The sequence below is a fragment of the Pseudomonas sp. UBA5666 genome (genome assembly GCF_002420785.1).
In the GTDB taxonomy this organism is placed as follows: Bacteria; Pseudomonadota; Gammaproteobacteria; order Pseudomonadales; family Pseudomonadaceae; genus Aquipseudomonas; species Aquipseudomonas fulva.
The window spans coordinates 46,348-71,962 of the sequence record NZ_DIIQ01000006.1 but is presented as its reverse complement, the minus strand read 5'-3'; the positions used below and the strand labels follow the sequence as shown (position 1 = coordinate 71,962).

The following is a 25,615-nucleotide window of genomic DNA, read 5'->3' as shown; positions in this document are numbered from 1 at the left end:
ACTGGCCCAGGTCACGAACTGTTGCGACCCATGCAAACACAGTGCGTTGACTCTACGCCAACTGCCGAGCGAAAAACAAGCCTTCCAGCGGGTGGAAAGTGACTGTTTTACAACCAGCGGCCAAACCGCCGAACAGTGCATGGTGCCTGGCCTGGCGCCATGTTCGCAGTGGCGCGGGCAACGTTCGCAAACGAAGATGCCGAACGTTGCCACGCCGCTGATGAGTCTGCCTCAACCGCGATAGTAACGGGGCGCAACGAATGGGGTTTTACTGACTTTCAAGGCCACCTTCTTTCCACGCACGAGTGCATATAGAAGCGTGTCCAGTGCGGACTGTTCGGTGTCCACATAACCCATCGCCACAGGGGCACTGAGTGTGGGTCCAAAGCCGCCACTGCAGATGGTGCCAACCGAGGTGCCTTCTGCATCGACAATCTCGGCGCCTTCGCGTACAGGCGTGCGTTCCTGGGGCAGCAAACCGACCCGCTTGCGTTTCACACCCTCACGTTGCTGATCGAAGATGGCCTGTGCGCCCGGAAAGCCCCCAGCACGCGCACCATCGGCCCGGCGCGACTTGGACATTGCCCACAACAAGTTCGCCTGCACGGGTGAAGTGTCGGCGTTCATGTCATGGCCATACAGGCACAGGCCGGCTTCCAGACGCAACGAGTCACGGGCCCCCAGCCCGATCGGCTGGACCTCTGGCTGCTTGAGCAGCGCTCTGGCGAGCGTCTCGGCACCTGCCACCGGCACGGAGATTTCATAACCATCCTCCCCGGTGTAGCCCGACCGACTGACCCAGCACAGGTGGCCCAGCAACGTGACAGGTCGCACCTGCATGAACGTCATGTCCGCCACTTCATGCGCCAGACGCTGCAGGACCTTGGCCGCTGCCGGCCCTTGCAAGGCGAGCAGAGCACGTTGATCGAACAGTGGCTGGACCTCGCAACGTTGGCTGATATGCCGCTGCAAGTGCGCCAGGTCCTGATCCTTGCAGGCGGCGTTCACCACCAGCAGCAGCGTGTCGTCACCCATGTTGGCGACCATCAGGTCGTCGAGGATGCCGCCGTGTTCGTTGGTGAACATGGCGTAGCGCTGCATGCCAACGGGCAGGTCGATGATATCGACCGGCACCAGCGTTTCCAGCGCCCTGGCAGCGTCGCTACCCTTGAGCAGTATCTGCCCCATGTGCGAGACGTCGAACAACCCGGCCTGTTCTCGGGTGTGCAGGTGCTCTTTAAGCACACCCAGGGGGTACTGCACCGGCATGTCGTAGCCCGCGAAGGGCACCATGCGCGCGCCCAGTTCCAGGTGCAGGGCATGCAGTGGGGTTTTGAGCAGTGTTTCGGACATCGATGACTCCTTGCATGGGTTTTCGGTCAATGTCCGGGGACATTGACCGCCAGGCGAATGACACACTCACGATCCGGCGCTGTCAGGCGTCCTGGTAGCTTTCGATCGAGGGGCAGGCACAGACCAGGTTGCGGTCGCCGAAGACGTTGTCGACCCGGCTCACAGGCGGCCAGTACTTGCTTTCCACCAGGCCAGGCAGCGGGTAGACCGCTTGCTCGCGGGAGTAACCATGAGCCCATTCGCCCACCAGTTCCGCTGCGGTGTGCGGCGCGTTCTTGAGCGGGTTGTCATCCTTGTCCAGCGTGCCGTCCTCTACCGCGCGGATTTCCTCGCGGATCTGGATCATGGCCGCGCAGAACCTGTCCAGTTCTTCCCGGGATTCGCTTTCGGTCGGCTCAATCATCAGCGTGCCTGCCACCGGGAACGACATGGTCGGGGCATGGAAGCCGTAGTCGATCAACCGCTTGGCCACGTCGTCGACGCTGATGCCACTGCTGTCCTTGAGCGGGCGCAGGTCCAGGATGCATTCGTGGGCGACCAGGCCATTGCCGCCGGTGTACAGCACCGGGTAGTGCTCCTCCAGGCGGCGGGCGATGTAGTTGGCATTGAGGATGGCCATCTGCGAAGCCCGTTTGAGCCCTGCGCCGCCCATCATGCGAATGTACATCCAGGTGATCGGCAGGATGCTGGCGCTGCCGAAGGGTGCGGCGCATACCACGCCTTCGGCAGTGCCCAGGGCAGCATGGCCCGGGAGGAAGGGCGCCAGGTGCGATTTCACACCGATCGGCCCAACGCCCGGACCACCGCCGCCATGGGGAATGCAGAAGGTCTTGTGCAGGTTCAGGTGCGACACATCGCCCCCGAATTTGCCCGGTGCGCACAGACCGACCATGGCGTTCATGTTGGCACCGTCGATGTAAACCTGGCCGCCGTTGTCGTGGATGATGGCGCAAATCTCGCCTATCGCCTCCTCGAACACCCCGTGGGTGGACGGGTAGGTGATCATCAGCGCTGCCAGGCGTTCACGGTGCTCGATGGCCTTGGCACGCAGGTCGGCAACGTCGACGTTGCCGCGCGCGTCGCAGGCCGTGACCACCACCTGCATGCCGGCCATGTTGGCCGTTGCCGGGTTAGTGCCGTGGGCTGAAGAAGGGATCAGGCAGATGTCGCGATGCCCCTCGTTGCGGCTGCGGTGATAGGCGCGGATCGCCAGCAGGCCCGCGTACTCGCCCTGAGAACCGGCGTTAGGTTGCAGCGATACGGCATCGTAGCCCGTGGCTGCGCAGAGCATGGCCTCCAACTCCGACGTCAATTGCAGGTAGCCCTGGCTCTGCTGCGCCGGGGCGAAGGGGTGCAGGTTGCCGAATTCTGCCCAGGTGACCGGGATCATTTCACTGGCAGCGTTGAGTTTCATGGTGCACGAGCCCAGCGGGATCATGCTGCGGTCCAGGGCCAAGTCCTTGTCGGCCAGCTTGCGCAGGTAACGCATCAACTCCGTTTCGCTGTGATAGCGGTTGAACACGGGGTGTTCCAGGAACGTCGAGCGGCGCAACAAGGCCTCGGGCAGCAGCGTACCGCTGCTGGCGGCCAGCGCCTGGAAGTCAGGTTGCGTTTGACCATCGCCAAGCAGCTGCCACAGCGCCTGCACATCCGCCGGAGTGGTGGTTTCGTCCAGCGATACGCCCACATGGCCGGCATCGACCTGACGCAGGTTGATGCCTTGTGCACGGGCTTTTTCGTGCAGGCCGAGGGTGGCATCGCCAGTGGCCAGGGTCAGGGTGTCGAATGCCGTGTCGCCCACCACCGTCACAGCCATTGCACGCAAGCCCTGGGCCAGGATGGCGGTCAGGCTATGGGTACGTTGGGCAATGCGCGTGAGACCTTCAGGGCCGTGATAGACGGCGAACATGCTGGCAATGTTGGCAAGCAGCACCTGGGCGGTGCAGATGTTGCTGGTGGCCTTTTCGCGGCGAATGTGCTGCTCACGTGTCTGCATGGCCAAGCGCAGTGCCGTCTTGCCGAAGCGGTCTATCGACACGCCCACCAGGCGCCCTGGCATGTCGCGCTTGAAGGCATCGCGGGTAGCGAAGTAGGCCGCATGAGGCCCGCCGAAGCCCAGGGGCACGCCAAAGCGCTGGGCGCTGCCAATGGCCACATCGGCCTCGAACTCGCCAGGCGGGGTCAACAGGGTCAAGGCCAACAGGTCCGCCGCCACGGCCACCAGCGCATTGGCGTGGTGGAACCGTTGCACCACCTCCCGGTAATCGAAGATACCACCGGTGCTGGCGGGGTATTGCAGCAAGGCGCCGAAGAACGGGCTGGCATCGTCGAGCGTCTGCTCGTCGCCTATCACGACTTCGATGCCCAGAGGTTCAGCGCGGGTACGCAGTACATCGAGGGTCTGGGGGTGGCAATGCATTGAGGCAAAGAAGCGGTTGCTGGCCTTGTTCTTCGACAGGCGCTTGCAGAACGTCATGGCCTCGGCAGCGGCCGTTGCCTCATCGAGCAGCGACGCATTGGCGATCGGTAACCCTGTGAGGTCGCTGATCAGGGTCTGGAAATTGAGCAGAGCTTCCAGCCGGCCCTGGGAAATTTCTGGCTGGTAGGGCGTGTACGCGGTGTACCACGCCGGGTTCTCCAGCAGATTGCGCAGGATGGGCGCGGGCGTGTGGGTGTTGTAGTAACCCTGGCCTATGTAACTTTTGAACAGTTGGTTCTTGCCGGCGATGGCCTTCAGGGCGGCGAGCGCATCCGCTTCGCTGTGCCCATCGTCCGTGCCCAGCACGCTGGTGCCCTTGATGCTGGCGGGGATGACGGCGTCGGTCATGGCCTCCAGCGAGTCGAAGCCCAGGGTGGCGAGCATGGCCTGCTCGTCTTCGCTGCGTGGCCCGATGTGGCGGGCAATGAACTCATTGGCAGTGCCGAGGTTGATGGTCATGGCGTGATTCCTCAGGCGTCGTCGTTGGCGTTGAGCAGGCGGTCATAGGCCTCCTGGTCGAGCAGGGCGCTCACAGCGCTGGCGTCGGCAGGCTTGATGCGGAAGAACCAGCCTTCGCCCAGCGGGTCCTCGTTGACCAGCTCGGGGCGCTCTTCGAGTTGGGCGTTGACCTCGATCACCTCGCCGGACAGCGGCATGTACACCCCGCTAGCAGCCTTGACCGACTCTACGGTGGACGCTTCGCTGCCTTTGTCATAGTGCTGCAGCTCCGGCAGCTGCACGAACACCACATCCCCCAGTGCATGCTGGGCGTAGGCAGTGATACCTACGGTGACGCTGCCATCAGCTTCTACACGCAGCCATTCGTGGTCGTCGGTGAAACGCAACTCGCTCATGAAAAATCCTCGTGGACCGGGTGGCGCGATTAGGTTCGCGCTCTGGTGGGTTTTCAGTAAGCAATAACGTGGCCAACTAGCTCTGGGCCCTGTGGATGCAGGGAGGGAGTGCCAGCTCGCTGAAGATCGAGTAAGGCGGCGTAACGAAATCGATACGATAAAACGTTGGTTTTGCTACACGACGCCGTTAATCTCTCGGCCCACCTTGGAGTTGGAGGTGTAGCGATTCAGATACGGTGTATTGAATTCTATACGGCTACATGTGTTCCACTGTTTTGAATAAGCCACCCTGCATTGGGGGAATCAAACAAGGGATGGGAAATACATCATAAAGCCAGTGTTTCTAAAGCAAAGATATTAATAATCTACTGCTGAAGTTTATTGAATTATGAATTTTATTTATCAGGGGCAGTAGGTCATGCGAAATAAACTATCTGGCCTGACAAAAAATCTAGAATTTGTCTGCGGTTTCTATCATGCAGATCCGGTCCTTTATTCTTGGGATCCTTCGCACCCACAGGGGGCATGAAGTTTGAGGTAATTTGAGAACATCCACAAGGATCTAATTTAATAGTTCACTCAAGTGCAGTAAGGATAAACGATTGAACACAATCCGTAGTCGATGCTGTGAAAAGGGTGGCGCAAAGAGCAGGGGTTGCCTGGTTTCAAAGATGCCTGATTAACCGTGGCTTTAAAGGCGGTATGATATCCACAGGCCCTCAGAGCATGCCTGGAATGAAAGGCAAGCTACAGCGGGTCACAGGCAAGTCTTACTCAAACGGAAAATAGACACATGCCTAAAGAAATAACTGATTACACTGAACAAGAGTTTTTTCAATTAGTGTATGCCCTGTATCATGGCGACCCGCAGTACTTTCCTAATGACAAAGAGCACACGCGCGGCGTTCTTGAGTTTGATCGCTTGGCACAGCATCCGGCAAAGTGGAACTTAATTTATCGCCCCCACAGGGTCGGGATTGAATCCTCCCCTCAAGCGGTGGTTGATGAAGTGAAACGGTGGCGGGCTGAGCAGGGACTTCCAGGGTTCAAGCCATCTTGAATCCAGAACAGACGACTCCCGCAGCTCATCATGCGGGAGTCTTAACCTTAGCGGTTCAGCAACGCCATCATGGCCTGCTTACTGAAAAAACGGCAATGCCAAATACACCTTGATCACCACCACATTGATCAAGTCAATGAAGAACGCCCCCACCATCGGCACCACCAGAAATGCCACGTGCGAAGGCCCGAACCGCTGGGTTACCGCTTGCATGTTGGCGATTGCCGTCGGCGTTGCCCCCAACCCGAAGCCGCAATGGCCGGCGGACAGGACAGCCGCGTCGTAGGTGCGGCCCATCACTCGGAAGGTGATGAAGATGGCGAACAGTGCCATCAGCAGCGTCTGCGCCGCCAGCAGCACGAAGAACGGCAGTGCCAGTGCAGCCAGGTCCCACAGTTTCAACGACATCAACGCAATGGCCAAAAACAACGACAGGCTCACATTGCCCAGTACCGACACTTCCCGCTCGAACACCTGGTAAAAGCCGAAGGCTGACAGGCCATTGCGCAGCAGCACGCCCACGAACAATACGCAGACGAAGTTTGGCAGTTCGAAGGCAGTACCCTTGAGCAGCTCATTCAAAACGGTGCCGGTCAACAGGCTCACTGCAATCAGGGCAAGCGTCTCGATCACGGAAATCGAGGTGATCAGGCGTTCTTTCTCCGGCTGCTCGAAGCCAGAAGGCAACTGAGGCGTGCTGTCGGCGCGACCAGGGCTAGCGACCCGCTTGATCAGCAAGCGGGCCACGGGGCCACCAATCAAACCCCCCAGTACCAATCCAAATGTGGCGGAGGCCAGTGCCAGTTCCGAGGCCGAGGCCAGGCCGAATTTTTCGGTGAAGGTGGCGCCCCACGCAGCACCGGTGCCATGGCCTCCTGACAGGGTGATCGAACCGGCCAGCAGGCCCATCAGCGGGTCCAACCCCAGCGCCGTGGCCAGACCGATGCCCAGGGCGTTCTGTACCACCAGCAGGCTGGTCACCACCGCCAGGAACAGCACCACCGCGCGCCCACCTTTTTTCAGGCTGGCGAAATCGGCGTTCAGGCCGATGGTAGCGAAGAACGCCAGCATCAAAGGTGTTTGCAGGGAGGTGTCGAAGTGAACTTGCACATCGAAGGTGCGCAGCACCAACAGGGCAATCGCGACCACCAAGCCGCCGGCGACCGGTTCAGGAATGTTGTAGGCACGCAGAAAACCTATGCGTGCGACCAGGCCGCGACCTAGCAGCAGCACCAGGGAAGCGGCCACCAGCGTGCCGTAAAAATCGAGTTCGAACATCAGGTACTCTCGTTGAATCCATAACGGACCGCTGACCACTCTGGGGTGGTCTTGCGGGGTGACAGGCAGGGATTGCACTGGCGCCATTCTACGAGGCGTGAGGAAGGACGTATCCGGGGAACGCCTAGGAAAAGTCTACTAAAACAGCAGCATTTGCCGACAACTTCAGGTTTTCCCCGGAATGCCGTATTTGCGCAGGCGTTGGGCAATGGCGGTATGTGAGGTGTGCAGCCGGGCCGCCAGCAATCGGGTCGAGGGGTAACTGGTGTACAGCCGTTGCAACAGTTCACGCTCGAAATCACCCACAGCCTGCTCCAGGCTGGCCACATCACCTTCATGGGTACGACTGACAGACGTGCCGGCGATGTCCAGGTCGCCGATGTCCACCAGGTTGCTTTCGCAAATGGCGGCGGCGCGAAAGATCACGTTCTGCAATTGCCGCACATTGCCCGGCCAAGGGTTAGCCAGCATGGCGCTGTGAGTGGCGGGGGTGAGCCTGCAGGCAGGCCGCTGGATCTGTGTGCAGGCCTGCTGCATGAAGAAGTGCGCAAGCATCAGGATGTCCTGGCCGCGGTCACGCAGGGGTGGGACCTGCAGGTTCAACACGTTGAGGCGGTAGAACAGGTCTTCGCGGAACGTGCCCTCGGCCACCATCTGCTCCAGGTTACGGTGGGTCGCGCTGATGATACGCACGTTGACCTTCACTTCCCGGTCGCCCCCCACCCGGCGGAAGCTGCCGTCGCTGAGAAAACGCAGCAGCTTGGCCTGCAGGTAGGGGGACATCTCGCCGATCTCATCGAGAAACACCGTGCCCTGATTGGCCAGCTCCATCAGCCCTGGCTTGCCGCCGCGCTGGGCGCCGGTGAAGGCGCCTGGTGCATAACCGAACAGTTCGCTCTCGGCGAGGCTCTCAGGCAATGCGGCGCAGTTCAGAGCCAGAAAGGGGGCCGCATGACGGCTGCTGATCGCGTGGCATGCGCGGGCCACCAGTTCCTTGCCGGTGCCGGTTTCGCCATGCACCAGCAGCGGTGCATCCAGGGTGGCCACGCGCAGGGCTCGAGCCTTCAGGGTGCGGATGGCAGGTGATTCGCCCAGCAGAGCGTCGAAGCCCTCGGCATGGTCATGGCGCAGGGCCGATAGCCGTTCGCCCAACCGCGTAGGCGGGTAGAGCGTCAGCAAGCCGCCGGTATGGGTGATTGGCATGGCATCGAGCAGCAGGCTCTGGCCATTGAGCTGCATTTCGCGCATGGGCAGGTGAAAGTTGCTGTCGAGCAATACTTGCAGCAGGCCCGGGTCGCCAAACAACTCGCCTACGCAGCGCCCGGCCGACTCCCGACCACACAACGCCACCAGCGCTGGGTTCGCCAGCAGCACCTTGCCGGCCCTGTCAACCGCCAGTACGGGGTCGCTCATGGCGGCCAGCAGCGCATCGAGCTGCAGGTGACGGCGTTGCCCCGGCAGGATATCGACCACCTCCACCGCCTCCACGCCCTGCACCTCGAACAAGGCGTCATGCAGCTCTTCCAGTACGGCGGGGCTGAGGGTAGGCGCGTCGATGTAGACGTTCGGCGGCACCATTTCCACGGCATCGAGGTTGAGGTTGCGCGCACCGAGCAGCGCCAGGACTTCCTGAGTGATGCCGACGCGGTCGATGAAGCTGACGTGGATACGCATGGGGCAATACGAAATGGCCGGGTAGGGCGCTAGTATGCCTCAAGCTGATCCTGCTCGTGACGGGTCGCGCCCTACTCCAGATGTTCAGGCTTGATGGGGTCACCGGACTTCACGTCCAGCTTGGCGCGAATGTCTTCGAACATCCAGTCGTAGATCCTGTGAGGTGAAGCCAGGCTCTCGAACTTCTTCGGTGGGGCCAGGTAGGCCTGGGCGCGGCGACTCAGTTGCATCAGAAAGCTAGGCAGCACCTGGTCCTTGGGCAGAAAGAAAACCTCGTCGACCGGCTTGCCCTCGATGCTGCCCTGCATGCGGAACTGAATGCCCCTGCCTTCACGGGGGTCGGTGAAGGCCTCGTAGTCCACCTTGAGGTCATAGCTGTGGTCACTGCTGTTGAGCGCAGTGCGCTCGATGTGGACGTGACCGGGTTCATATTTGGCCATGGGCTCTCCTGTACGAGGTTGGGCGGGCACATGGCCCGCCGACTGTGTCAACGGTAGCTGATCCCGGGGGCAGCGGTCGAAACCCGCGTGCCGGCGGTACCGCTCACGATGCGCTCGATGTTGGCCAGCGAGCTGATCACCGCCACCTTGCCCGTGTGCCGGGCGAAGTCGCAGGCCGCCTGCACCTTGGGCCCCATCGAACCTGCCGCGAAACCCAGCCTGTCCAGCTCGTCAGGGTGGGCCTGGGCGATGGCGCGTTGGGTTGGCTTGCCAAAGTCGATGTACGCCGCCTCCACGTCGGTGGCAATGACCAGCAGATCGGCCTCGAGCTGTTCGGCCAGCAGTGCAGAGCACAGGTCCTTGTCGATCACCGCCTCGATCCCTTTGAGGTTACGGTGTTCATCATAGAGAGTCGGGATGCCGCCGCCGCCGGCGCAGATCACGATGCTGCCCTTTTCGAGCAGCCACTTGATGGGGCGGATTTCGAAGATGCGCTTGGGTCTGGGGCTTGCCACCACGCGGCGGTACTTGTCGCCGTCAGGCTTGACCACCCAGCCCTTTTCAGCGGCCAGGCGCTGGGCTTCATCCTTGCTGTAGACCGGGCCGATGAACTTGCTCGGGTCCTTGAACGCAGGGTCCTGAGCGTCCACTTCAACCTGGGTCAGCAGGGTGGCGAACGGCACGTCGAAGTCCAGCAGGTTGCCCAGTTCCTGCTCGATCATGTAGCCGATCATGCCCTCGGTTTCGGCGCCCAGCACGTCCAATGGGTAGGCCTCGTCCGGCTTGTACGACAGCCCCTGCAATGCCAGCAGGCCCACTTGCGGGCCATTGCCATGAGCGATCACCAACTCGTTGCCTGGATGGATCTTGGCAATCTGCTCGGCGGCGGTACGGATATTGGCGCGCTGGTTTTCCGCGGTCATGGGCTCGCCACGGCGCAGCAGGGCATTGCCGCCTAGTGCAACAACGATACGCATGAAGAATGTCCTTTATCGAAAGTCTTGAGCCGCTGCCCGACGGCTATTGCGGCACGCTAACAGCCGCAACGCCTGGGCAGGTGGCGATCTACAGGTCGGCCAGTGTCGACACCAGGATCGCCTTGATCGTGTGCATGCGGTTCTCCGCTTGCTCGAACGCAATGCAGGCCGGGGACTCGAACACGTCGTCGGTCACTTCGATGCCGTTGGTAAGGTCCGGGTACTGCTCGGCGATCTGCTTGCCGACCTTGGTCTCACAGTTGTGAAACGCCGGCAGGCAGTGCATGAACTTGGTCCTGGGGTTGCCGCTGGCCTTCATCAGCTCGGCGTTGACCTGGTAGGGCTTGAGCAGCTTGATACGTTCGCCCCAGGCTTCGATGGGTTCACCCATCGATACCCACACGTCGGTATGAATGAAGTCCACGCCCTTGACTGCCGCCTTGGCATCTTCGGTGAGGGTGATGCGGGCACCACTTTCCTCGGCGTACTGCTTGCAACGTTGCACCAGGTCATCGTGGGGCCACAGGTCCTTGGGCGCGGCGATGCGCACGTCCATGCCCAGCTTGGCGCCGATCAACAGCAGCGAGTTGCCCATGTTGTTGCGCGCATCGCCCAAGTAGGCGTAGCTGATGTCATGCAGCGGCTTGTCGCTGTGTTCGCGCATGGTCAACACGTCGGCAATCATCTGGGTCGGGTGGTATTCATCGGTCAGGCCATTGAATACCGGCACGCCGGCATACTTGGCCAACTCTTCGACGATTTCCTGCTTGAAACCGCGGTACTCGATGGCGTCGTACATGCGCCCGAGTACACGTGCGGTGTCCTTCATGCTTTCCTTGTGGCCGATTTGCGAAGAATTCGGGTCGATGTAGGTGACGTTGGCGCCTTGATCGTAAGCGGCCACTTCGAACGCACAACGGGTACGCGTGGAGGTTTTTTCAAAGATCAGCGCAATGTTGTTGCCCTTGAGGTGCTGCTGCTCGGTGCCGGTGTACTTGGCTCGCTTGAGGTCGCGGGACAGGTCCAGCAGGTAACGCAGCTCACGGGTGCTGTGGTGTTCCAGGCTGAGCAGGTTGCGGTTGTGGATGTTGAACGCCATGACTTTTCTCCTGGGTGTGGTGAACGCCGGGCCGCCGCCGGGTAGGGACGGCCTGGGTGATGGACGTCAGTAATCGATGGGGTCGCGAACGATAGGGCAGGTCATGCAGTGGCCACCGCCGCGACCACGGCCCAGTTCGCCAGCACTGATGGTGATCACTTCGACCCCGGCCTTGCGCAGCAAAGTGTTGGTGTAGGTGTTGCGGTCGTAGCCGATGACCACGCCTGGCTCCAGCGCCACGACGTTGTTGCCGTCGTCCCATTGCTCGCGTTCGGCGGCGAAGCTGTTGCCGCCGGTTTCGACCACCCGCAGGCGCACGCCCAATTGTTCGCCCACCACCTCGATGAACGACTTGTGCTCGCGGCGGACGTCCATGCCATAGGGCCGGCTTTCGTCGGGCTGGATGATGAACGGCACGATCTCGTTGACGACTTCGGGGAAGACCGTGACCAGGTCGCGGTCGCAGAAGCTGAACACGGTATCCAGGTGCATGGCGGCGCGGGACTTGGGCAAGCCGGCGACGATGACTTTATGCACGGCGCCCTTGGCGAACAGGCTCTGCGCCAACTGGCCGATGGCCTGGCGGGAGGTCCGCTCGCCCATGCCGATCAGCACGATGCCGTTGCCGATGGGCATGACATCACCGCCTTCGAGGGTGGACTGGCCATGGTCCTTGTCCGGGTCTCCGTACCAGACCTGGAAGTCGGCGCCTGTGAACTGCGGGTGGAACGTGTAGATGGCGGTGGTGAGCAGTGTTTCCTGGCGCCGCGCCGGCCAATACATGGGGTTGAGCGTGACGCCGCCGTAGATCCAGCAGGTGGTGTCGCGGGTGAATTGGGTGTTGGGCAACGGCGGTAGGATGAAGCTGGAATGGCCCAGGTAGTCGTTGTACATCCTGACTACTTCGGCACCTTCACTTTGCGGCAGATCCTGGCCGGCCACACCGCCGATCAAAAATTCGGCCAGATGGCGCGGCTCCATGCCTTCGAGCCAACTGCGCACTTCATTGGTCAGGCCCACCCCAACGGTGTCGGGCGTAATCTTGCGGTCCAGTATCCACTTGAGTGCTTCGGGTTGCTGCACGATATCGGTCAGCAGGTTGTGCATCTCCAGCACGTCGACACCGCGCTCGCGCATCTTGGTGACGAAATCGAAGTGGTCACGCTTGGCCTGGTCCACCCAGATCACATCGTCGAACAACAGCTCGTCGCAGTTGCTCGGGGTCAGGCGCTTGTGCGCAAGGCCCGGCGAGCACACCATGACCTTGCGCAGCTTGCCGGCTTCTGAATGCACACCGTATTTCTGTTTTTCAGCGGACATGGTTTCAATCCTCCATTGAGTCGAAGAGGGGTCACAGCGTCAGGAAGCCGTCGTACAGGCCGAAGGCTGCCACCAGGGCACCGACGACCACGGCTGCGAAAATCAGTTTTTCCACGGGGGTGAAGACAGGTTGGCCCACCTCACGCTTGGCCTTGGCAAACAGGATGGCGCCAGGGGCGTACAGCAACGCCGAGAGCAGCAGGTACTTCACCCCGCCGGCATACAGCAGCCAGATGGCATAGAGCAGGGCGATGCTGCCGATGAACAGGTCCTTGCGGCGTTCGGCCAGCGCCTGTTGATAGGTTTCACTGCGCACCGCCAGCAACACGGCGTAGGCCGCCGACCACAGGTAGGGCACCAGGATCATCGAGGTAGCCAGGTAGATCAGCGACAGGTAGGTACTGTTGGAGAACAGCGTGATCACCAGGAAGATCTGCACCATGGCGTTGGTCAGCCACAAGGCGTTGGCAGGCACCTGGTTGGCGTTCTCGCGGCGCAGGAACGCGGGCATGGTATGGTCCTTGGCTGCGGCGAACATGATCTCGGCGCACAACAGCACCCATGACAACAGCGCACCGAGCAGCGAAATGATCAGCCCGACACTGATCAGCACGGCGCCCCAGTGGCCGACCACATGCTCAAGCACGGCCGCCATCGAGGGGTTCTGCAGCCCTGCCAGTTCAGGCTGGGTCATGATGCCCAGCGACAGCACATTGACCAGCACCAGGAACAACAGCACCGTGATGAAGCCAATGACGGTGGCCTTGCCCACATCGGAGCGTTTTTCCGCACGTGACGAGAAGATGCTCGCGCCTTCAATGCCGATGAAGACCCACACCGTCACCAGCATCATGTTGCGCACCTGATTCATCACACCGCCTAGCTCAGGGGTCCTGGTGCCCCATATATCGGCGGTGAAGATGTCCAGCCGGAAGGCGAACAGGCAAATCAGCGCAAAGAGCACCAGCGGCACCACCTTGGCCACCGTGGTGACCAGGTTGATGAACGCCGCTTCACGGATGCCACGCAGCACCAGAAAATGCACGGCCCACAGCAGGATCGAGGCGCCGATGATCGCGGCCGGCGTGTTGCCCTCGCCAAACACCGGGAAGAAATAGCCCAGGGTGCTGAACAACAGCACGAAATAGCCGACGTTCCCCAGCCAGGCACTGATCCAGTAGCCCCAGGCCGAAGAAAAGCCCATGTAATCGCCGAAACCTGCCTTGGCATACGCATAGACCCCACCGTCCAGGTCAGGCTTGCGGTTAGCCAGGGTCTGGAATACGAAAGCCAGGGTCAGCATGCCCACGGCGGTGATCGCCCAGCCAATCAGTACCGCGCCCACGCCGGCGCTGGCGGCCATGTTCTGCGGCAGGGAAAATATACCGCCACCGATCATCGAGCCGACGACCAACGCAACTAATGCGCCGAGTTTTAGTTTTGCGGGAGAATCAGACATTTAACAACTCCTGCCAGGAGAAAGTTGGCCTCAGATTAAATCTGACGCCGTGGCCACACGCTGATATGGATCAGTGCATTGCAAGGTAAGGCCGTTGAATCACCTCACCGAACTCCTGGAGACTGCCGACTGCCATGGCTGCAGGCCTTGTACGCTGGCACCTCCATGTATTGCTCATCTTCATCCCTCTTTGCCTGCGAAGGTTGAAACTAGTCGCTTCTGGGCAGAGCGCAAATTTTTTACGGGTATTTATGCTTTTATCGGAATAGTGTGAACCGGTTGGCAACTGCGGGGTTCTTAACCACCGCACGCTTAGACGTTAATGGCTTAGTGGCTAAATGGAAGTACGGCTGTAATGACACCAGCCTTTATAAACAGTGTGTTGTTACAACTGCATGACTGTCAGGAAATATTTGGAGACCTATGGGCGAACAAGGACAGAAACTCCGGCTGGGGGCATTGGTGGCGCTCGTCGTGGGCTCAATGATCGGTGGCGGCATCTTTTCCTTGCCCCAGAACATGGCGGCCCGTGCCCAGGCCGGGGCGGTGCTGATTGGCTGGGGGATCACTGCCGTGGGCATGCTGGCCCTGGCGTTCGTTTTCCAGACGCTGGCCAACCGCAAGCCCGAACTGGATTCGGGGGTCTATGCCTATGCCAAGGCTGGGTTCGGCGATTACATGGGCTTTTCTTCGGCCTGGGGCTACTGGATCAGTGCTTGGCTGGGCAACGTTGGCTACTTCGTACTGTTGTTCAGCACCCTGGGGTTCTATTTCCCGGTGTTCGGTGAAGGCAATACCCCAGTGGCCATCGGGTGTGCCTCGATGTTGCTATGGGCCGTGCATTTTCTGGTGTTGCGCGGGATTCGCGAGGCAGCGTTCATCAACCTGGTCACCACGGTGGCCAAGGTGGTGCCCTTGGTACTGTTCGTCGTCATCGCGGCTTGCGCCTTTCGCCTGGATATCTTCACCCAGGACATTTGGGGGCAGGGCGCTCCGGCGATCGGCAGTGTGCTCGAGCAAGTGCGCAACATGATGCTGGTGACGGTGTTCGTCTTCATCGGTATCGAAGGCGCCAGCGTGTATTCGGGCAGGGCACGGCGCCGGGCCGACGTGGGCAGGGCGACGGTCATTGGCTTTGTGGGTGTGCTGGCCCTGCTGGTGCTGGTCAACGTCCTCTCCCTTGGGGTCATGACGCAACCGGAGCTGGCTGGCTTGCAGAACCCCTCGCTGGCGGCGGTTCTGTCGCACATCGTTGGCCCCTGGGGCGCGTTACTGATCAGCCTGGGGCTGGCTGTCTCGTTGCTTGGGGCGTTGCTGTCGTGGGCGCTGCTGTGTGCCGAGATCCTCTATGCCACGGCGCGCGACCAGACCATGCCCCGTTTCCTTGCCAGGGAGAACGCCAACCAGGTACCTGCCAATGCACTGTGGCTGACCAACTGCATGATCCAGGGTTTTCTACTGATCACGCTGGTATCTGCCGGTACCTATACCAGCCTGATCTACCTGGCCTCATCCATGATTCTGGCGCCGTACCTGTGGTCTGCCGCCTACGCCATGTCGCTGGCCGTGCGTGGGGAGACTTACGCAGGCCAACCGGCCCGGCGGCGCAAGGACCTGCTGGTGGCCGCGCTCGCGGTGGTGTACGCCGTTTGGCTGCTGTATGCCGGTGGCCTGAAGTACCTGCTGCTCTCGGCGCTCTTGTACGCACCGGGGGTGATCCTGTTTGCGCGGGCCAAGCATGAACAAGGTCTCACGCTTTTCACGCTGATGGAGAAACTGATCTTCGCCGCCGTGCTGTCGGGGGCGGCGCTGGCAGGCTATGCACTCTGGTCAGGGTTGCTGAGCCTGTGAGCCGGCTGTGAACGGCCGTTCCGGGCGGGACCAGATCCACAGGTTGCCCAGGCTCATGCCGGCGATGGCCAGGAACACCGGCCAGTGATGCTCAAGAAACACCAGCATCAAAACCGCGCAGAGCAACATGCTGACCGTCGCACTGACCTTGGCCCGCCGCTGGATCACCTTGCCGTTGCGCCAGTTGTACAGAATAGGACCGAACAACCGGTGATTTTCCAGCCAGGCGGACAGGCGAGGCGAGCTTCGCGTGGCCGCCCATGCCGACAACAGAATGAATTCGGTGGTCGGCAAGCCCGGAATGACAATGGCGACCAGGCCCACCCCCAGGCTTGCGTAAGCCAGGATCGCATACAGCAGTCGGGCAATTTTGGAGCGGGCAGGTTGGGTCATGGGCTCACTGCTAGAACGAACGGCCCCGGTCAGGGGGCCTTTGAAAGTGTTTCAAACCTGCTCGGCATCCACGGCATAGGCCTGTTTGAGCAAGACTGTAAAGCGCTCGAACGCTGCGACGGCGCCGTGTTCTGCAGCCACTTCTTCTCCAGCTGACAGCATCAGGCCATCGAGTGTTCGCGTGAACTGCTTCCAGCCTTCGGCGCGGCCACCGGCTGGCTCGCCCAGGTGGCGGGCGCCGAAGGTCTCCGACAAGCCCAGCGCCGCCGCCCGCTTGATTAGAAACGCGGCGCCCAGTTTGGAGCCTTCGGACACGAAGATCCAGCCTAATGCCTCTGCAATGCTGGGGCGCTGCACGGCCCCCGGCAGCTCGGCAGGCGCCTGCATGTCCAGGTCCGCCAGGTCCTGGCGGGCCTGATGGGCTCGGCAGCGCTCGGCAAGGTCGGGTATGAGGGCGATCAATCGCGGGTCGTTGTAGAGCGGCTGCAGTTCGGCCTGGAACAGGTACTGGGCCACCACGAAGCGGGCAAAACTTTCGCGGCTATCGAATGGCGCATGGGATTTGACCAGGGCGTCGAGTGCGGCATGGGGCGCCTGGGTCACCAGGTTCAGGCGTTGGGTACGCGAAGAAGCGCGGTTGCTCATGATGCAGTCCTTGGAAAGCGAAGCGTTTCAATACAAGACGAATCAACAGGGGCGGGGGCGTAAAAAACCCCGCAGGAACAGGGGTGGGTGCCAGGAACCAAGGCGGGAACACAGCGACCCCGCCCGGTTTCAGCTGCGCCAGCGCCTCAGATGTCCCACACCACGTTGATGGCGAAGTTACGGCCCGGCATGCTCAGGCGGTCGATGTTGGCCGGCTGGGTCACCGCGGCCTCCCCCTGGCCGTCATAGCTGCGCACCGAGTCCCACTGCCAGTACTTCTTGTCGGTGAGGTTGTACAGGCCGGCGTTCACGGTGATGTCATCGGTAACGTTGTAGAAGCCGGTCAGGTCCAGCACGCCATAGCCGGGCGTGCGGAACTTCGACGCCGAGCCATCGGGGGAATAGAAGGTGCTGTCGTCGACCCGCGTCTTGCGCTTGACCAGCGTCCAGCTCAGCAGCCCACCCATGTCGCCCTGCGTGTAGCCCAGGCCCATGACGCCCTTGAGTGGGTTGACGGTGTTGAGCGGCTGGCCGCTGTCGTCGTTGCGGCCGTAGGTGTATGCCAGGGAGCCTTGTGCATACAGCCCCTGTGGCGCGCCGAATTGGTCGAGTTCGAGCTGGCCTTTGACCTCGGCGCCTTTGATGGTCGCGCGCTTGATGTTGTTGGCCTGGAAGGTCTGCTCGAGGTTGGCGCCTTGCACGGCGTCTTCGTCAATGAAGTCACGGTACTTGTTGTAGTAGACCGCCATATCGAAGCTGCCCGTATCGAAGCGACCGCGCAGCCCGGTTTCCAGGCCCTTGCTGCGCTCAGGCCGCAGGCCAGGGTTACCCTCCACGCGGTAGCCTTGTTCCAGGTTCACGAACTTGCCGTACATGGACTTGGCCGTGGGCGTACGGAAGCCCTGGGCGTATTGCGCGTAGCCTGTGTAGTGGTCGTTGAAGGCATAGGTCATCCCCAGCTTGGGTGACACGCGGTGCCACTTCTTGTCTGAGTCATCCTGGAAAGCCGGGGCCGTGCCGCTGGCATCAAGGCCGCGCAGGAAAGCATCGGTGAAGTGAGGCGCCATGCGTGTGTAGTCGTAGCGCGCACCTGGCAGGAACGTCCAGCTGCCCCAGCGAATCTCGTCCTGAACGAACAGGCTGTAGGTATCGATGGTTGGGTCCGGGAAGTCGCTGACCAGCGCCTGGCCGTCGCGCGGGCTGTCCTGGCCGATACCCCGGCAGGTGCCGCCCACATTCACGCACGTGCCAGTACCGCTGCGCGCCCCGGTGACGTCCTGGTGCTTGAGGGTAGTGCCATAGGTCAGGGCGTGGTCGGTCTGGCCAAGGCTGAATGCCTTTTCAAGCTGGGCATCGAAGATCCACTGGCGGTCCTTGTAGGTGGTCTGGCGGTCGCGCAGTACCTGACGTCCCGAAGCGACGTACAGCTCGTCGGTGCGCTGGTCCGTCTTGGCGATCTGGTAGTTCAGGCTCCACCTGACATCGTCTGCGAACAGGCTGTCCAGGCCGAAACGTTGGTTCAGGCCGAAGCGCTCGCGGGTAATCGTGTCGTTGCCCTGGCGCATGCGGTACGAATTCATGGCACCAACGCCCGGGATGAATGGCCCGCCTACGGCGCTGAGCAGGTTCTGGTCGCGGTCGTCCTTGAAGCGTTCGTAGGTCACGCCCAGGCGGGCGTCGTCGGCGTAGTCCCAGCCCAGCTTGGCCAGCACGTTGGTGGTACGCGCATCCACTGGGTTGGCGCGGGTGCGTGCAAGGCCCACGCCGCCGTGATCGGCATGGCTCTCGGTTTCGTGACCGTTGCGCTGGCTCAGGTGCAGCAGACCGTCCAGGCTGCCCTCACGGCCAGCCACGGTGGCGGACGTCAGCCAACTGTCATCGGCTGAGCTGTAGCCGGTTTTGAGTCGCGCGCCAGCGTCTCGGCCAGGTTTGATGATGTCTTCAGGATCCAGGGTGAAGTAGCTCACTGCACCGCCGATGGCATTGCTGCCGTAGAGCACTGAGGCTGGGCCGCGCAGGATTTCCACCCGCTTGATGATTTCCGGGTCGACATAATTGCGCTGGGTCTGGGCGTAGGGCCCGTAGAAGAAGCTGTCCGGTATCGCCACGCCGTCGATCTGGGTGAGTATCCGCTCGCCATCGATACCGCGAATGTTGTAGCCGTTCAGGCCACTGCGCTGCCCGGTCCCCGCCACCGAGACGCCCGGCTCGTAGCGCACCAGGTCCTGGAGGGTGTTGACGTTCTGCCGGTCCAGCTGCTCTCGGGTCCGCACGCTGACCGTGCTGGGGACCTGGCTCACGTCCTTGGCACTGCGGGTGGCGCTGACGGTCACCTGCTGCAAGGCTATGGCCCCGCGACCTGACTGGCGCTCGAGCACCACGTTGCCGCGGCTGATGGTCCGCGGGACCAGGCCAGTGCCGTGTAGCAGGCGTTTGAGTGCCTGCTCGGGGGGCAGTGAACCCTGTATGCCGGGGGAGGCGACCCCTTCGGCCAGGCGAGCGTCGAAGCCCACCTGCCAGCCCGTGACCTGGCTGAAGGCATTGATGGCCGATACCAGCGGCTGTTGGGCGATGCCGAAGTGGTAGTCGCCCATGCGCGAGGTGCTCACCGACGCCGGCTCGACCGCCAGCGTGGGGAGTGAACAGGCGCCTGTGGCGAGCAAGGCGAGTGAAAACAGGGACAGTTGCCCCTTGAGGCGTGGCCGTAGGGTCGAACGGGTAGGACTGGTGGGCATCGAAAGCGCTCCCTGACGCGCGAACTGTTCATAGGGTGTGCGTTCTTGATTGAACAAGAATCAATTGCATTTGCTATGACGAGACGGACAGGGAGGGGGTATCGCGTAAAAATAAATCCCAGGCGCCCAGCAGGGCGTACGGCGCTGCCGCGGGTGGGCTGGTAGCGGTCAAGGCAGGCGCATCAGTTCAGGATGACCAGCGCTGGATACTCATGCAGTTGTGCCGAGGTGATATGGGCCAATGCACGTAGCGCCTCAAGCGGCTGGTCAAGGCGGTAGTTGCCGGTGACGGCGATGTTCTCCAGCCGTTCATTGCGATTGATGATCCAGCCGGGGTAATAGCGGCGCAGCTCGGCCAGCACCTGGCTCAAGGGGCAATTTTCGAAGACCAGGCGCCCATCGACCCAGGCCAGGTCCTTGCGCATGTCCAGTTGCCTGCGTGCACCGAGCCCGTCGGGCCCGACGCGAATGCTCTGACCGGCCTGCAAACGGATGCGTTGGACGCGGCCCCCTTGCACGTCGACGTCGACGTCGCCGCGTTGCACCTTGACCCAAGCCTGGCCATCGAGCAGGCGCACGGCAAAATCGGTGTCGCGTGCCTGGGCGCGCAGAGGGCCGGCTTGCACTTCGAGCGGTGCCGGCGCGCCCTTGGGCACCTGGAAGTATGCCTCGCCTTGCAGCAGGCGGGCGACCTGCCGCCCGTCATTGCGCTCGCTGGCAAACGCTGACTGGGTATTGAGCAGCACCCGGGCATCGTCCTGAAGGTTCACCCGGTGGCGTTCCCCCGCGACCGTCAGGTGATCAGCCTGCAGGCGCACTGGCACGTTGCCGAACGTGAACAGGCCTACCAGCAGCGCGGCAGCGGTGGCCAGCGGTTTCCACTGGCGACGCAGGCGACCTGCGCGAGGGCGCGATGGGTAGCCCTGCAGCTGTGCAGCGGCCTGCTTGAGCGCTGCGCCGTTCCACAATGCCTCGGCTTGCACGAACGCTTCGGCATTTTCGGGAGCGGCTTGCAGCCAGGTTTCGAATGCGAGGTGGTCGGCGGGCTCGGCGGTTTCAAGACGGACCAGCCACGCCAAAGCCTCGTCCGTGGCACGACGACGCGCATTGGGCCTGGTTGGTGACGGGCGATGTTCGGGGCTGTCGGTCACGGTGAGTCCTTGAGCGGGCGTGCGCAGATGATCAGGGCGCTGGCGCGATGTGGCAAGCGGGCCTCATCGCGGCGGCCCGTCAGGCGTCCAGGCGCTGGGCGACACCCAGGCAGATACCCATGATCAACTTCAGCTCCTTTTGCACCGTGCTCGCAGAAACCCCCAGCTGCTGGGCGATTTCGAGAGAGGTGGCGCCGTGCAGCCGGCTTAGCGTGAAGATCCTTTGCTGGCGTGGCGTCAGTTGCTTCAGGCTTTCGCTCAGGTGGCGCAGCAGTTGCTGGGCATGTGCAGCATCCTCGTTGCTGCTGGCGAGCACGGCGACATTGTTCACTACCTCGTCAGCCACGTCGTCGACCAGGGTTCGGGCCTGTACCCGGCGGGCACGCAAGTGGTCGAGCGCAAGGTTGCGGGCGGTCTGAAAGACGAAGGGTTCGATGTGCTGGACCGAACGCTCGCCCAGTGCGCGTGAGACGCGCAAGTAGGTTTCCTGAAGCAGGTCTTCGGCCGTGCAACGGTTGCCTACCATGCGCTGGAGCGTGCGCAGCAAGATGGGCCTCTGGCTGAGGAATACGGAATTGAACCGGGACTGACTCACGGAGCGACCTGACCTGACAAGCGGCCAATGATAATGCTTATCATCCGTGCTTGAGGTCAAGCTGCGAAATGTAGGCAAATCGTAACGGCGCCGCGAGTATCGCCGGTGCCGCAGAGCGGCTACGGCGATACGAGCTCGATGACCCAGCACCTGCTACCAGTTGTCAGGGCGTGCTGGCACAGCCGTTACTGAGCGCGGCAGAGCGCCAGGCAGTTGTCCAGCATGCGGTTGGAGAAGCCCCACTCGTTGTCGTACCAGGCCAGCACCTTGAGCATGCGCCCATTGGCCCGTGTGTGGTTGGCATCGAAGATCGACGACAGCGGGTTGTGGTTGAAGTCGCACGAGACCAGGGGCAGGGCGTTATAGCCCAATACTCGCGAATGCTTGCTGGCCTCGAGGAACAGCTGGTTGACCTGTTCGGCCGTGGCTTCGCGCTTGAGGTTGACGGTGAGGTCCACCAGCGACACGTTGATCACCGGTACCCGCACGGCCATGCCGGTCAGCTTGCCGGCCAGCTCCGGCAGTACCAGGCCCACGGCCTCGGCGGCGCCAGTCTTGCTGGGGATCATCGACTGGGTGGCCGAACGGGCGCGGTAGGGGTCGCTGTGGTACACGTCGGTCAGCACCTGGTCGTTGGTGTAGGCATGGATGGTGGTCATCAGGCCTTGCTCGATACCGAACTCGCGGTGCAGCACCTGGGCGATGGGCGCCAGGCAGTTGGTGGTGCAGGAGGCGTTGGAAATGACCTGATGCGAGGCGCGCAGCACGTCGTGGTTGACGCCATACACCACGGTGGCATCAGCGCCCTTGGCCGGCGCCGAGACGATCACCTTGCCCGCGCCGGCAGCGATGTGCGCAGCGGCCTTGTCGCGCTCGGTGAACAGCCCCGTGCATTCGAAGACCACATCGATCGCCAGGGCTTTCCAGGGCAGTTCGGCCGGGTTGCGAATGGCGCTCACCGCGATGCGGTCGCCGTTGACGGTCAGGCTTTCGTGGTCGGCTTCGACGCTGGCCTCGAAGGTGCCGTGCACGCTGTCGTACTTGAGCAAGTGGGCGTTCATGGTGCTGTCGCCCAGGTCGTTGATGGCGACGACCTGCATGTCCTGGCGGTAGCCCTGGGTATAGAGTGCGCGCAGGACATTGCGCCCGATGCGGCCGAATCCGTTGATGGCGATGCGAAGGGTCATGGCGATACCTCTGGCAGTCCGAGTCAAACCTGTGGCACAAAGGTGCTTCACTGAAACGGTTTTGTTGTTGGAATTACAAGATTATTCAGTTGCAGATAGAAAACAAGCCTTTTTAGTGGCAGTATTTTGTTTAAACCTACAACGAGCGGTTCGATCGTGAGCCTACCGAAGCAGTGCGCGCCTGTCCTTTGAGCCTAGGCGGCAATCGGCCGGGCACGATCACTTGGTAAACCGCCCTTACAATTAGCCTGGAGTCCAGTACATGCACCCGCGCATCCTTGAGGTCACCCAACGGCTGGTCGAGCGTAGCCGCGCCACCCGCGAACGCTACCTGCAGCTGATCCGCGGGGCCGCCAGCGAGGGCCCGATGCGTGCCAGCCTGCAATGCGCCAACTTCGCCCATGGCGTGGCCGGTTGCGGCAGCGAGGACAAACAGACCCTGCGCCTGATGAATGCCGCCAACGTGGCCATCGTCTCGGCCTACAACGACATGTTGTCGGCCCACCAGCCCTACCTGCATTTTCCCGAACAGATCAAGCAGGCCCTGCGCGAAGTCGGCTCGGTAGGCCAGTTCGCCGGCGGCGTGCCGGCCATGTGCGATGGCGTCACCCAGGGCGAGCCGGGCATGGAACTGGCCATCGCCAGCCGTGAAGTGATCGCCATGTCCACTGCCGTGGCGTTGTCCCACAACATGTTCGACGCGGCCCTGATGCTGGGCATCTGCGACAAGATCGTGCCGGGCCTGATGATGGGGGCCTTGCGCTTTGGTCACTTGCCCACGGTGTTCGTACCGGGCGGGCCGATGGTCTCGGGTATTTCCAACAAGCAGAAAGCCGATGTGCGCCAGCGTTATGCCGAAGGCAAGGCCAGCCGAGAGGAACTGCTGGAATCGGAAATGCAGTCCTACCACGGCCCTGGCACCTGCACCTTCTACGGCACGGCCAACACCAACCAGCTGGTGATGGAAGTGATGGGGCTGCACCTACCGGGTGCTTCTTTCGTCAACCCCTACACGCCGCTGCGCGACGCGCTGACCGCCGAGGCGGCGCAACAGGTCACGCGCATGACCAAGGCCAGCGGCACCTTCATGCCCCTGGGCGAAATCGTCGACGAGAAGGCGCTGGTCAACTCGATCGTGGCCCTGCATGCCACAGGCGGTTCCACCAACCATACCCTGCACATTCCGGCCATAGCCCAGGCCGCCGGTATCCAGCTGACCTGGCAGGACATGGCCGACCTGTCCGAAGTGGTACCGACCCTGTCCCACGTCTACCCCAACGGCAAGGCCGACATCAACCACTTCCAGGCAGCCGGCGGCATGGCGTTCCTGATCCGCGAGCTGCTCGATGCCGGTTTGCTGCACGAGGACGTCAACACCGTCGCCGGCCCTGGCCTGCGTCGCTACACCCAGGAGCCGTTCCTGGAGGACGGCAAGCTGGTCTGGCGCGAAGGGCCACAGCAGAGCCTGGACGAAAGCATCCTGCGGCCCGTGGCGCGGCCGTTCTCCGCCGAAGGCGGGTTGCGGGTGATGGAAGGCAACCTGGGGCGTGGCGTGATGAAAGTCTCCGCCGTGGCTCCAGAGCACCGCGTGGTCGAGGCGCCTGCGCGCATCTTTCACGATCAGCAGTCATTGGCCGACGCCTTCAAGGCAGGCGAGCTGGAGCGGGACTTCGTCGCAGTGGTGCGCTTCCAGGGCCCGCGCTGCAACGGCATGCCGGAGCTGCACAAACTCACCCCGTTCCTTGGCGTGCTGCAGGATCGCGGGTACAAGGTAGCCCTGGTGACCGATGGGCGCATGTCCGGTGCATCGGGCAAGATCCCCGCCGCCATTCACGTGTGCCCCGAAGCTTATGACGGCGGCCCGCTGGCACGGCTGCGCGATGGTGATATCGTGCGGGTCGATGGCGCTGAAGGTACATTGCGGGTAATGGTATCGGCCGACGAGCTGGCCCTGCGTGACCTGGCGACCGCGCCCCAGGGCAATGACCTGGGCTGCGGGCGCGAGCTGTTCGGCTTCATGCGCATGGCGTTCAGCCCGGCAGAGCAGGGCGCCAGCGCCTTTACCTCTGCCCTGGAGAACCTGAAATGAATGACCTGCTGGTTGGCGACATCGGCGGCACCAATGCCCGTTTTGCGTTATGGCGTGACAACCAGCTGCACGAGGTGAAGGTATTCGCCACCGAGGACTACACAAGCCCGGAACAGGCCATCGAAGCGTATTTTGAAGCCCTGGCCATACCGCGGGGTGGCGTAGCCGCTGCTTGCCTGGCGGTGGCCGGCCCGGTCGATGGCGATGAGTTTCGCTTCACCAACAACCATTGGCGCCTGAGCCGGACCGCCTTTTGCCAACGCTTACAGATCGGGCACCTGTTGCTGATCAACGATTTCACCGCCATGGCCCTTGGCATGACCCGCCTGCGCGAGGGTGAGTGTCGAGAAGTCTGCCCAGGTCAGGCCGATCCGCTGCGCCCGGCGCTGGTCATCGGACCCGGTACAGGCCTGGGTGTCGGCTCGCTGTTGCGCCTGGGGGGCAAGCACTGGCATGCCTTGCCAGGCGAAGGCGGGCACGTCGACCTGCCGGTGGGCAATGCCCGAGAGGCGGCGATCCATCAGTACATCCATGGCCAGATCGGCCATGTCAGTGCCGAGACGGTGCTCAGCGGCGGCGGGCTGGTGCGCCTGTACCAGGCCATTTGCGCCCTGGATGGTGAAAATCCGCGACATACTTCGCCGGCGCAGATCACCGATGCGGCCCTGGGTGGCGAGCCGCGGGCGCGGGCGGTGATCGAGCAATTCTGCCGGTTCCTGGGACGGGTGGCGGGCAACAACGTGCTTACCCTGGGCGCGCGTGGTGGGGTATATATCGTCGGCGGCGTGATCCCACGCTTTGCCGAGCTGTTCCTGCGCAGCGGTTTCGCCGACAGTTTCGGCGACAAAGGCTGCATGAGCGGTTACTTCCAAGGCGTGCCCGTATGGCTGGTGACTGCCGAGTTTTCCGGGCTGCTGGGCGCTGGCGTGGCCTTGCAGCAAGCGCTGGATCAGGGCTAGGCGCCTGGGCTCCCTGC

The 25,615-nt window shown here is 62.2% G+C and carries 20 protein-coding genes; 4 read left to right on the top strand and 16 right to left on the bottom strand.

The window, feature by feature from the left end; all coding sequences use genetic code 11:
• Window positions 1–231 precede the first annotated feature (231 nt).
• From gcvT to gcvH, 3 genes are all read right to left on the bottom strand, one after another.
• Window positions 232–1,353, bottom strand: coding sequence for a glycine cleavage system aminomethyltransferase GcvT (gene gcvT, locus B2Y33_RS04340; RefSeq protein ID WP_059183665.1), 1,122 nt, complete (start codon window positions 1,351–1,353; stop codon window positions 232–234).
• A gap of 82 nt (window positions 1,354–1,435) precedes the next feature.
• A complete protein-coding gene (gene gcvP, locus B2Y33_RS04335) occupies window positions 1,436–4,291 on the bottom strand; it encodes an aminomethyl-transferring glycine dehydrogenase (RefSeq protein ID WP_027913766.1) in 2,856 nt (951 codons plus the stop codon).
• Window positions 4,292–4,302: 11 nt separating this feature from the next.
• Window positions 4,303–4,686: a glycine cleavage system protein GcvH gene (gene gcvH / locus B2Y33_RS04330; RefSeq protein ID WP_027913767.1), complete on the bottom strand. Its 384-nt coding sequence runs from the start codon at window positions 4,684–4,686 to the stop codon at window positions 4,303–4,305.
• A 793-nt stretch (window positions 4,687–5,479) separates the two neighbouring features.
• On the opposite strand from gcvH, the gene B2Y33_RS04325 reads away from it, so the two are divergent.
• Window positions 5,480–5,746, top strand: coding sequence for a bacteriocin immunity protein (locus B2Y33_RS04325; RefSeq protein WP_080671996.1), 267 nt, complete (start codon window positions 5,480–5,482; stop codon window positions 5,744–5,746).
• Between the two features lie 78 nt (window positions 5,747–5,824).
• Here the strand turns inward: B2Y33_RS04325 and gltS are convergent, their stop codons facing one another.
• The 7 genes from gltS to arcD (B2Y33_RS04290) form a co-directional block, all read right to left on the bottom strand.
• On the bottom strand, window positions 5,825–7,024 hold the full coding sequence (gene gltS / locus B2Y33_RS04320; RefSeq protein ID WP_027913768.1) for a sodium/glutamate symporter: 1,200 nt from the start codon (window positions 7,022–7,024) through the stop codon (window positions 5,825–5,827).
• A gap of 165 nt (window positions 7,025–7,189) precedes the next feature.
• Window positions 7,190–8,698: a sigma-54-dependent transcriptional regulator gene (locus B2Y33_RS04315; protein WP_027913769.1), complete on the bottom strand. Its 1,509-nt coding sequence runs from the start codon at window positions 8,696–8,698 to the stop codon at window positions 7,190–7,192.
• Between the two features lie 71 nt (window positions 8,699–8,769).
• Window positions 8,770–9,138 (bottom strand): DUF5064 family protein, encoded by a 369-nt coding sequence (locus B2Y33_RS04310; protein ID WP_027913770.1) that lies wholly within the window; start codon window positions 9,136–9,138, stop codon window positions 8,770–8,772.
• A gap of 47 nt (window positions 9,139–9,185) precedes the next feature.
• Entirely contained in the window at window positions 9,186–10,115 is a 930-nt protein-coding gene (gene arcC / locus B2Y33_RS04305) for a carbamate kinase (RefSeq protein WP_028687065.1), read from the bottom strand.
• Between the two features lie 88 nt (window positions 10,116–10,203).
• Window positions 10,204–11,214: an ornithine carbamoyltransferase gene (locus tag B2Y33_RS04300; RefSeq protein WP_027913772.1), complete on the bottom strand. Its 1,011-nt coding sequence runs from the start codon at window positions 11,212–11,214 to the stop codon at window positions 10,204–10,206.
• A gap of 66 nt (window positions 11,215–11,280) precedes the next feature.
• Complete coding sequence (gene arcA, locus B2Y33_RS04295; protein WP_027913773.1) at window positions 11,281–12,534, bottom strand: arginine deiminase; 1,254 nt, start codon at window positions 12,532–12,534, stop codon at window positions 11,281–11,283.
• A gap of 31 nt (window positions 12,535–12,565) precedes the next feature.
• Window positions 12,566–13,993, bottom strand: a complete 1,428-nt coding sequence (gene arcD, locus B2Y33_RS04290) for an arginine-ornithine antiporter (RefSeq protein ID WP_027913774.1) — start codon at window positions 13,991–13,993, stop codon at window positions 12,566–12,568.
• Window positions 13,994–14,416: 423 nt separating this feature from the next.
• Here arcD (B2Y33_RS04290) and arcD (B2Y33_RS04285) point away from each other — a divergent pair, with 423 nt between their 5' ends.
• Window positions 14,417–15,844, top strand: coding sequence for an arginine-ornithine antiporter (gene arcD / locus B2Y33_RS04285; RefSeq protein WP_027913775.1), 1,428 nt, complete (start codon window positions 14,417–14,419; stop codon window positions 15,842–15,844).
• Here the strand turns inward: arcD (B2Y33_RS04285) and B2Y33_RS04280 are convergent.
• From B2Y33_RS04280 to gap, 6 genes are all read right to left on the bottom strand, one after another.
• Window positions 15,824–16,237, bottom strand: coding sequence for a YbaN family protein (locus B2Y33_RS04280; RefSeq protein WP_027913776.1), 414 nt, complete (start codon window positions 16,235–16,237; stop codon window positions 15,824–15,826). The two genes, arcD (B2Y33_RS04285) and B2Y33_RS04280, sit on opposite strands and share 21 nt — an antisense overlap.
• 51 nt (window positions 16,238–16,288) lie before the next feature.
• The gene (locus B2Y33_RS04275) at window positions 16,289–16,882 is read right to left on the bottom strand and encodes a biliverdin-producing heme oxygenase (protein ID WP_027913777.1); all 594 of its coding nucleotides are present in this window, start codon (window positions 16,880–16,882) and stop codon (window positions 16,289–16,291) included.
• 146 nt (window positions 16,883–17,028) lie between these two features.
• Window positions 17,029–19,617: a TonB-dependent receptor gene (locus B2Y33_RS04270; RefSeq protein WP_059183667.1), complete on the bottom strand. Its 2,589-nt coding sequence runs from the start codon at window positions 19,615–19,617 to the stop codon at window positions 17,029–17,031.
• 182 nt (window positions 19,618–19,799) lie between these two features.
• Complete coding sequence (locus tag B2Y33_RS04265; RefSeq protein ID WP_027913779.1) at window positions 19,800–20,768, bottom strand: FecR family protein; 969 nt, start codon at window positions 20,766–20,768, stop codon at window positions 19,800–19,802.
• A 79-nt stretch (window positions 20,769–20,847) separates the two neighbouring features.
• Window positions 20,848–21,363 (bottom strand): RNA polymerase sigma factor, encoded by a 516-nt coding sequence (locus B2Y33_RS04260; protein WP_027913780.1) that lies wholly within the window; start codon window positions 21,361–21,363, stop codon window positions 20,848–20,850.
• A 185-nt stretch (window positions 21,364–21,548) separates the two neighbouring features.
• Window positions 21,549–22,550, bottom strand: coding sequence for a type I glyceraldehyde-3-phosphate dehydrogenase (gene gap, locus B2Y33_RS04255; protein ID WP_027913781.1), 1,002 nt, complete (start codon window positions 22,548–22,550; stop codon window positions 21,549–21,551).
• A gap of 262 nt (window positions 22,551–22,812) precedes the next feature.
• On the opposite strand from gap, the gene edd reads away from it, so the two are divergent.
• Together edd and B2Y33_RS04245 are read left to right on the top strand one after the other, a co-directional pair.
• On the top strand, window positions 22,813–24,639 hold the full coding sequence (gene edd, locus B2Y33_RS04250; protein WP_027913782.1) for a phosphogluconate dehydratase: 1,827 nt from the start codon (window positions 22,813–22,815) through the stop codon (window positions 24,637–24,639).
• Window positions 24,636–25,598: a glucokinase gene (locus B2Y33_RS04245; RefSeq protein ID WP_027913783.1), complete on the top strand. Its 963-nt coding sequence runs from the start codon at window positions 24,636–24,638 to the stop codon at window positions 25,596–25,598. Before edd ends, B2Y33_RS04245 begins: the two co-directional genes overlap by 4 nt.
• Window positions 25,599–25,615 lie beyond the last annotated feature (17 nt).

What these genes read in the sequence shown, in the direction of transcription:
- B2Y33_RS04275 (WP_027913777.1), bottom strand. Translation starts at nt 16,882, where the DNA reads ATGAGCAACCGCGCTTCTTCGCGTACCCAACGCCTGAACCTGGTGACC.
- gcvP (WP_027913766.1), bottom strand. Translation starts at nt 4,291, where the DNA reads ATGACCATCAACCTCGGCACTGCCAATGAGTTCATTGCCCGCCACATC.
- arcC (WP_028687065.1), bottom strand. Translation starts at nt 10,115, where the DNA reads ATGCGTATCGTTGTTGCACTAGGCGGCAATGCCCTGCTGCGCCGTGGC.
- B2Y33_RS04245 (WP_027913783.1), top strand. Translation starts at nt 24,636, where the DNA reads ATGAATGACCTGCTGGTTGGCGACATCGGCGGCACCAATGCCCGTTTT.
- edd (WP_027913782.1), top strand. Translation starts at nt 22,813, where the DNA reads ATGCACCCGCGCATCCTTGAGGTCACCCAACGGCTGGTCGAGCGTAGC.
- arcD (WP_027913774.1), bottom strand. Translation starts at nt 13,993, where the DNA reads ATGTCTGATTCTCCCGCAAAACTAAAACTCGGCGCATTAGTTGCGTTG.
- arcA (WP_027913773.1), bottom strand. Translation starts at nt 12,534, where the DNA reads ATGTCCGCTGAAAAACAGAAATACGGTGTGCATTCAGAAGCCGGCAAG.
- gcvT (WP_059183665.1), bottom strand. Translation starts at nt 1,353, where the DNA reads ATGTCCGAAACACTGCTCAAAACCCCACTGCATGCCCTGCACCTGGAA.
- B2Y33_RS04280 (WP_027913776.1), bottom strand. Translation starts at nt 16,237, where the DNA reads ATGACCCAACCTGCCCGCTCCAAAATTGCCCGACTGCTGTATGCGATC.
- gltS (WP_027913768.1), bottom strand. Translation starts at nt 7,024, where the DNA reads ATGTTCGAACTCGATTTTTACGGCACGCTGGTGGCCGCTTCCCTGGTG.
- B2Y33_RS04270 (WP_059183667.1), bottom strand. Translation starts at nt 19,617, where the DNA reads ATGCCCACCAGTCCTACCCGTTCGACCCTACGGCCACGCCTCAAGGGG.
- gap (WP_027913781.1), bottom strand. Translation starts at nt 22,550, where the DNA reads ATGACCCTTCGCATCGCCATCAACGGATTCGGCCGCATCGGGCGCAAT.
- gcvH (WP_027913767.1), bottom strand. Translation starts at nt 4,686, where the DNA reads ATGAGCGAGTTGCGTTTCACCGACGACCACGAATGGCTGCGTGTAGAA.
- B2Y33_RS04315 (WP_027913769.1), bottom strand. Translation starts at nt 8,698, where the DNA reads ATGCGTATCCACGTCAGCTTCATCGACCGCGTCGGCATCACTCAGGAA.
- arcD (WP_027913775.1), top strand. Translation starts at nt 14,417, where the DNA reads ATGGGCGAACAAGGACAGAAACTCCGGCTGGGGGCATTGGTGGCGCTC.
- B2Y33_RS04325 (WP_080671996.1), top strand. Translation starts at nt 5,480, where the DNA reads ATGCCTAAAGAAATAACTGATTACACTGAACAAGAGTTTTTTCAATTA.
- B2Y33_RS04300 (WP_027913772.1), bottom strand. Translation starts at nt 11,214, where the DNA reads ATGGCGTTCAACATCCACAACCGCAACCTGCTCAGCCTGGAACACCAC.
- B2Y33_RS04310 (WP_027913770.1), bottom strand. Translation starts at nt 9,138, where the DNA reads ATGGCCAAATATGAACCCGGTCACGTCCACATCGAGCGCACTGCGCTC.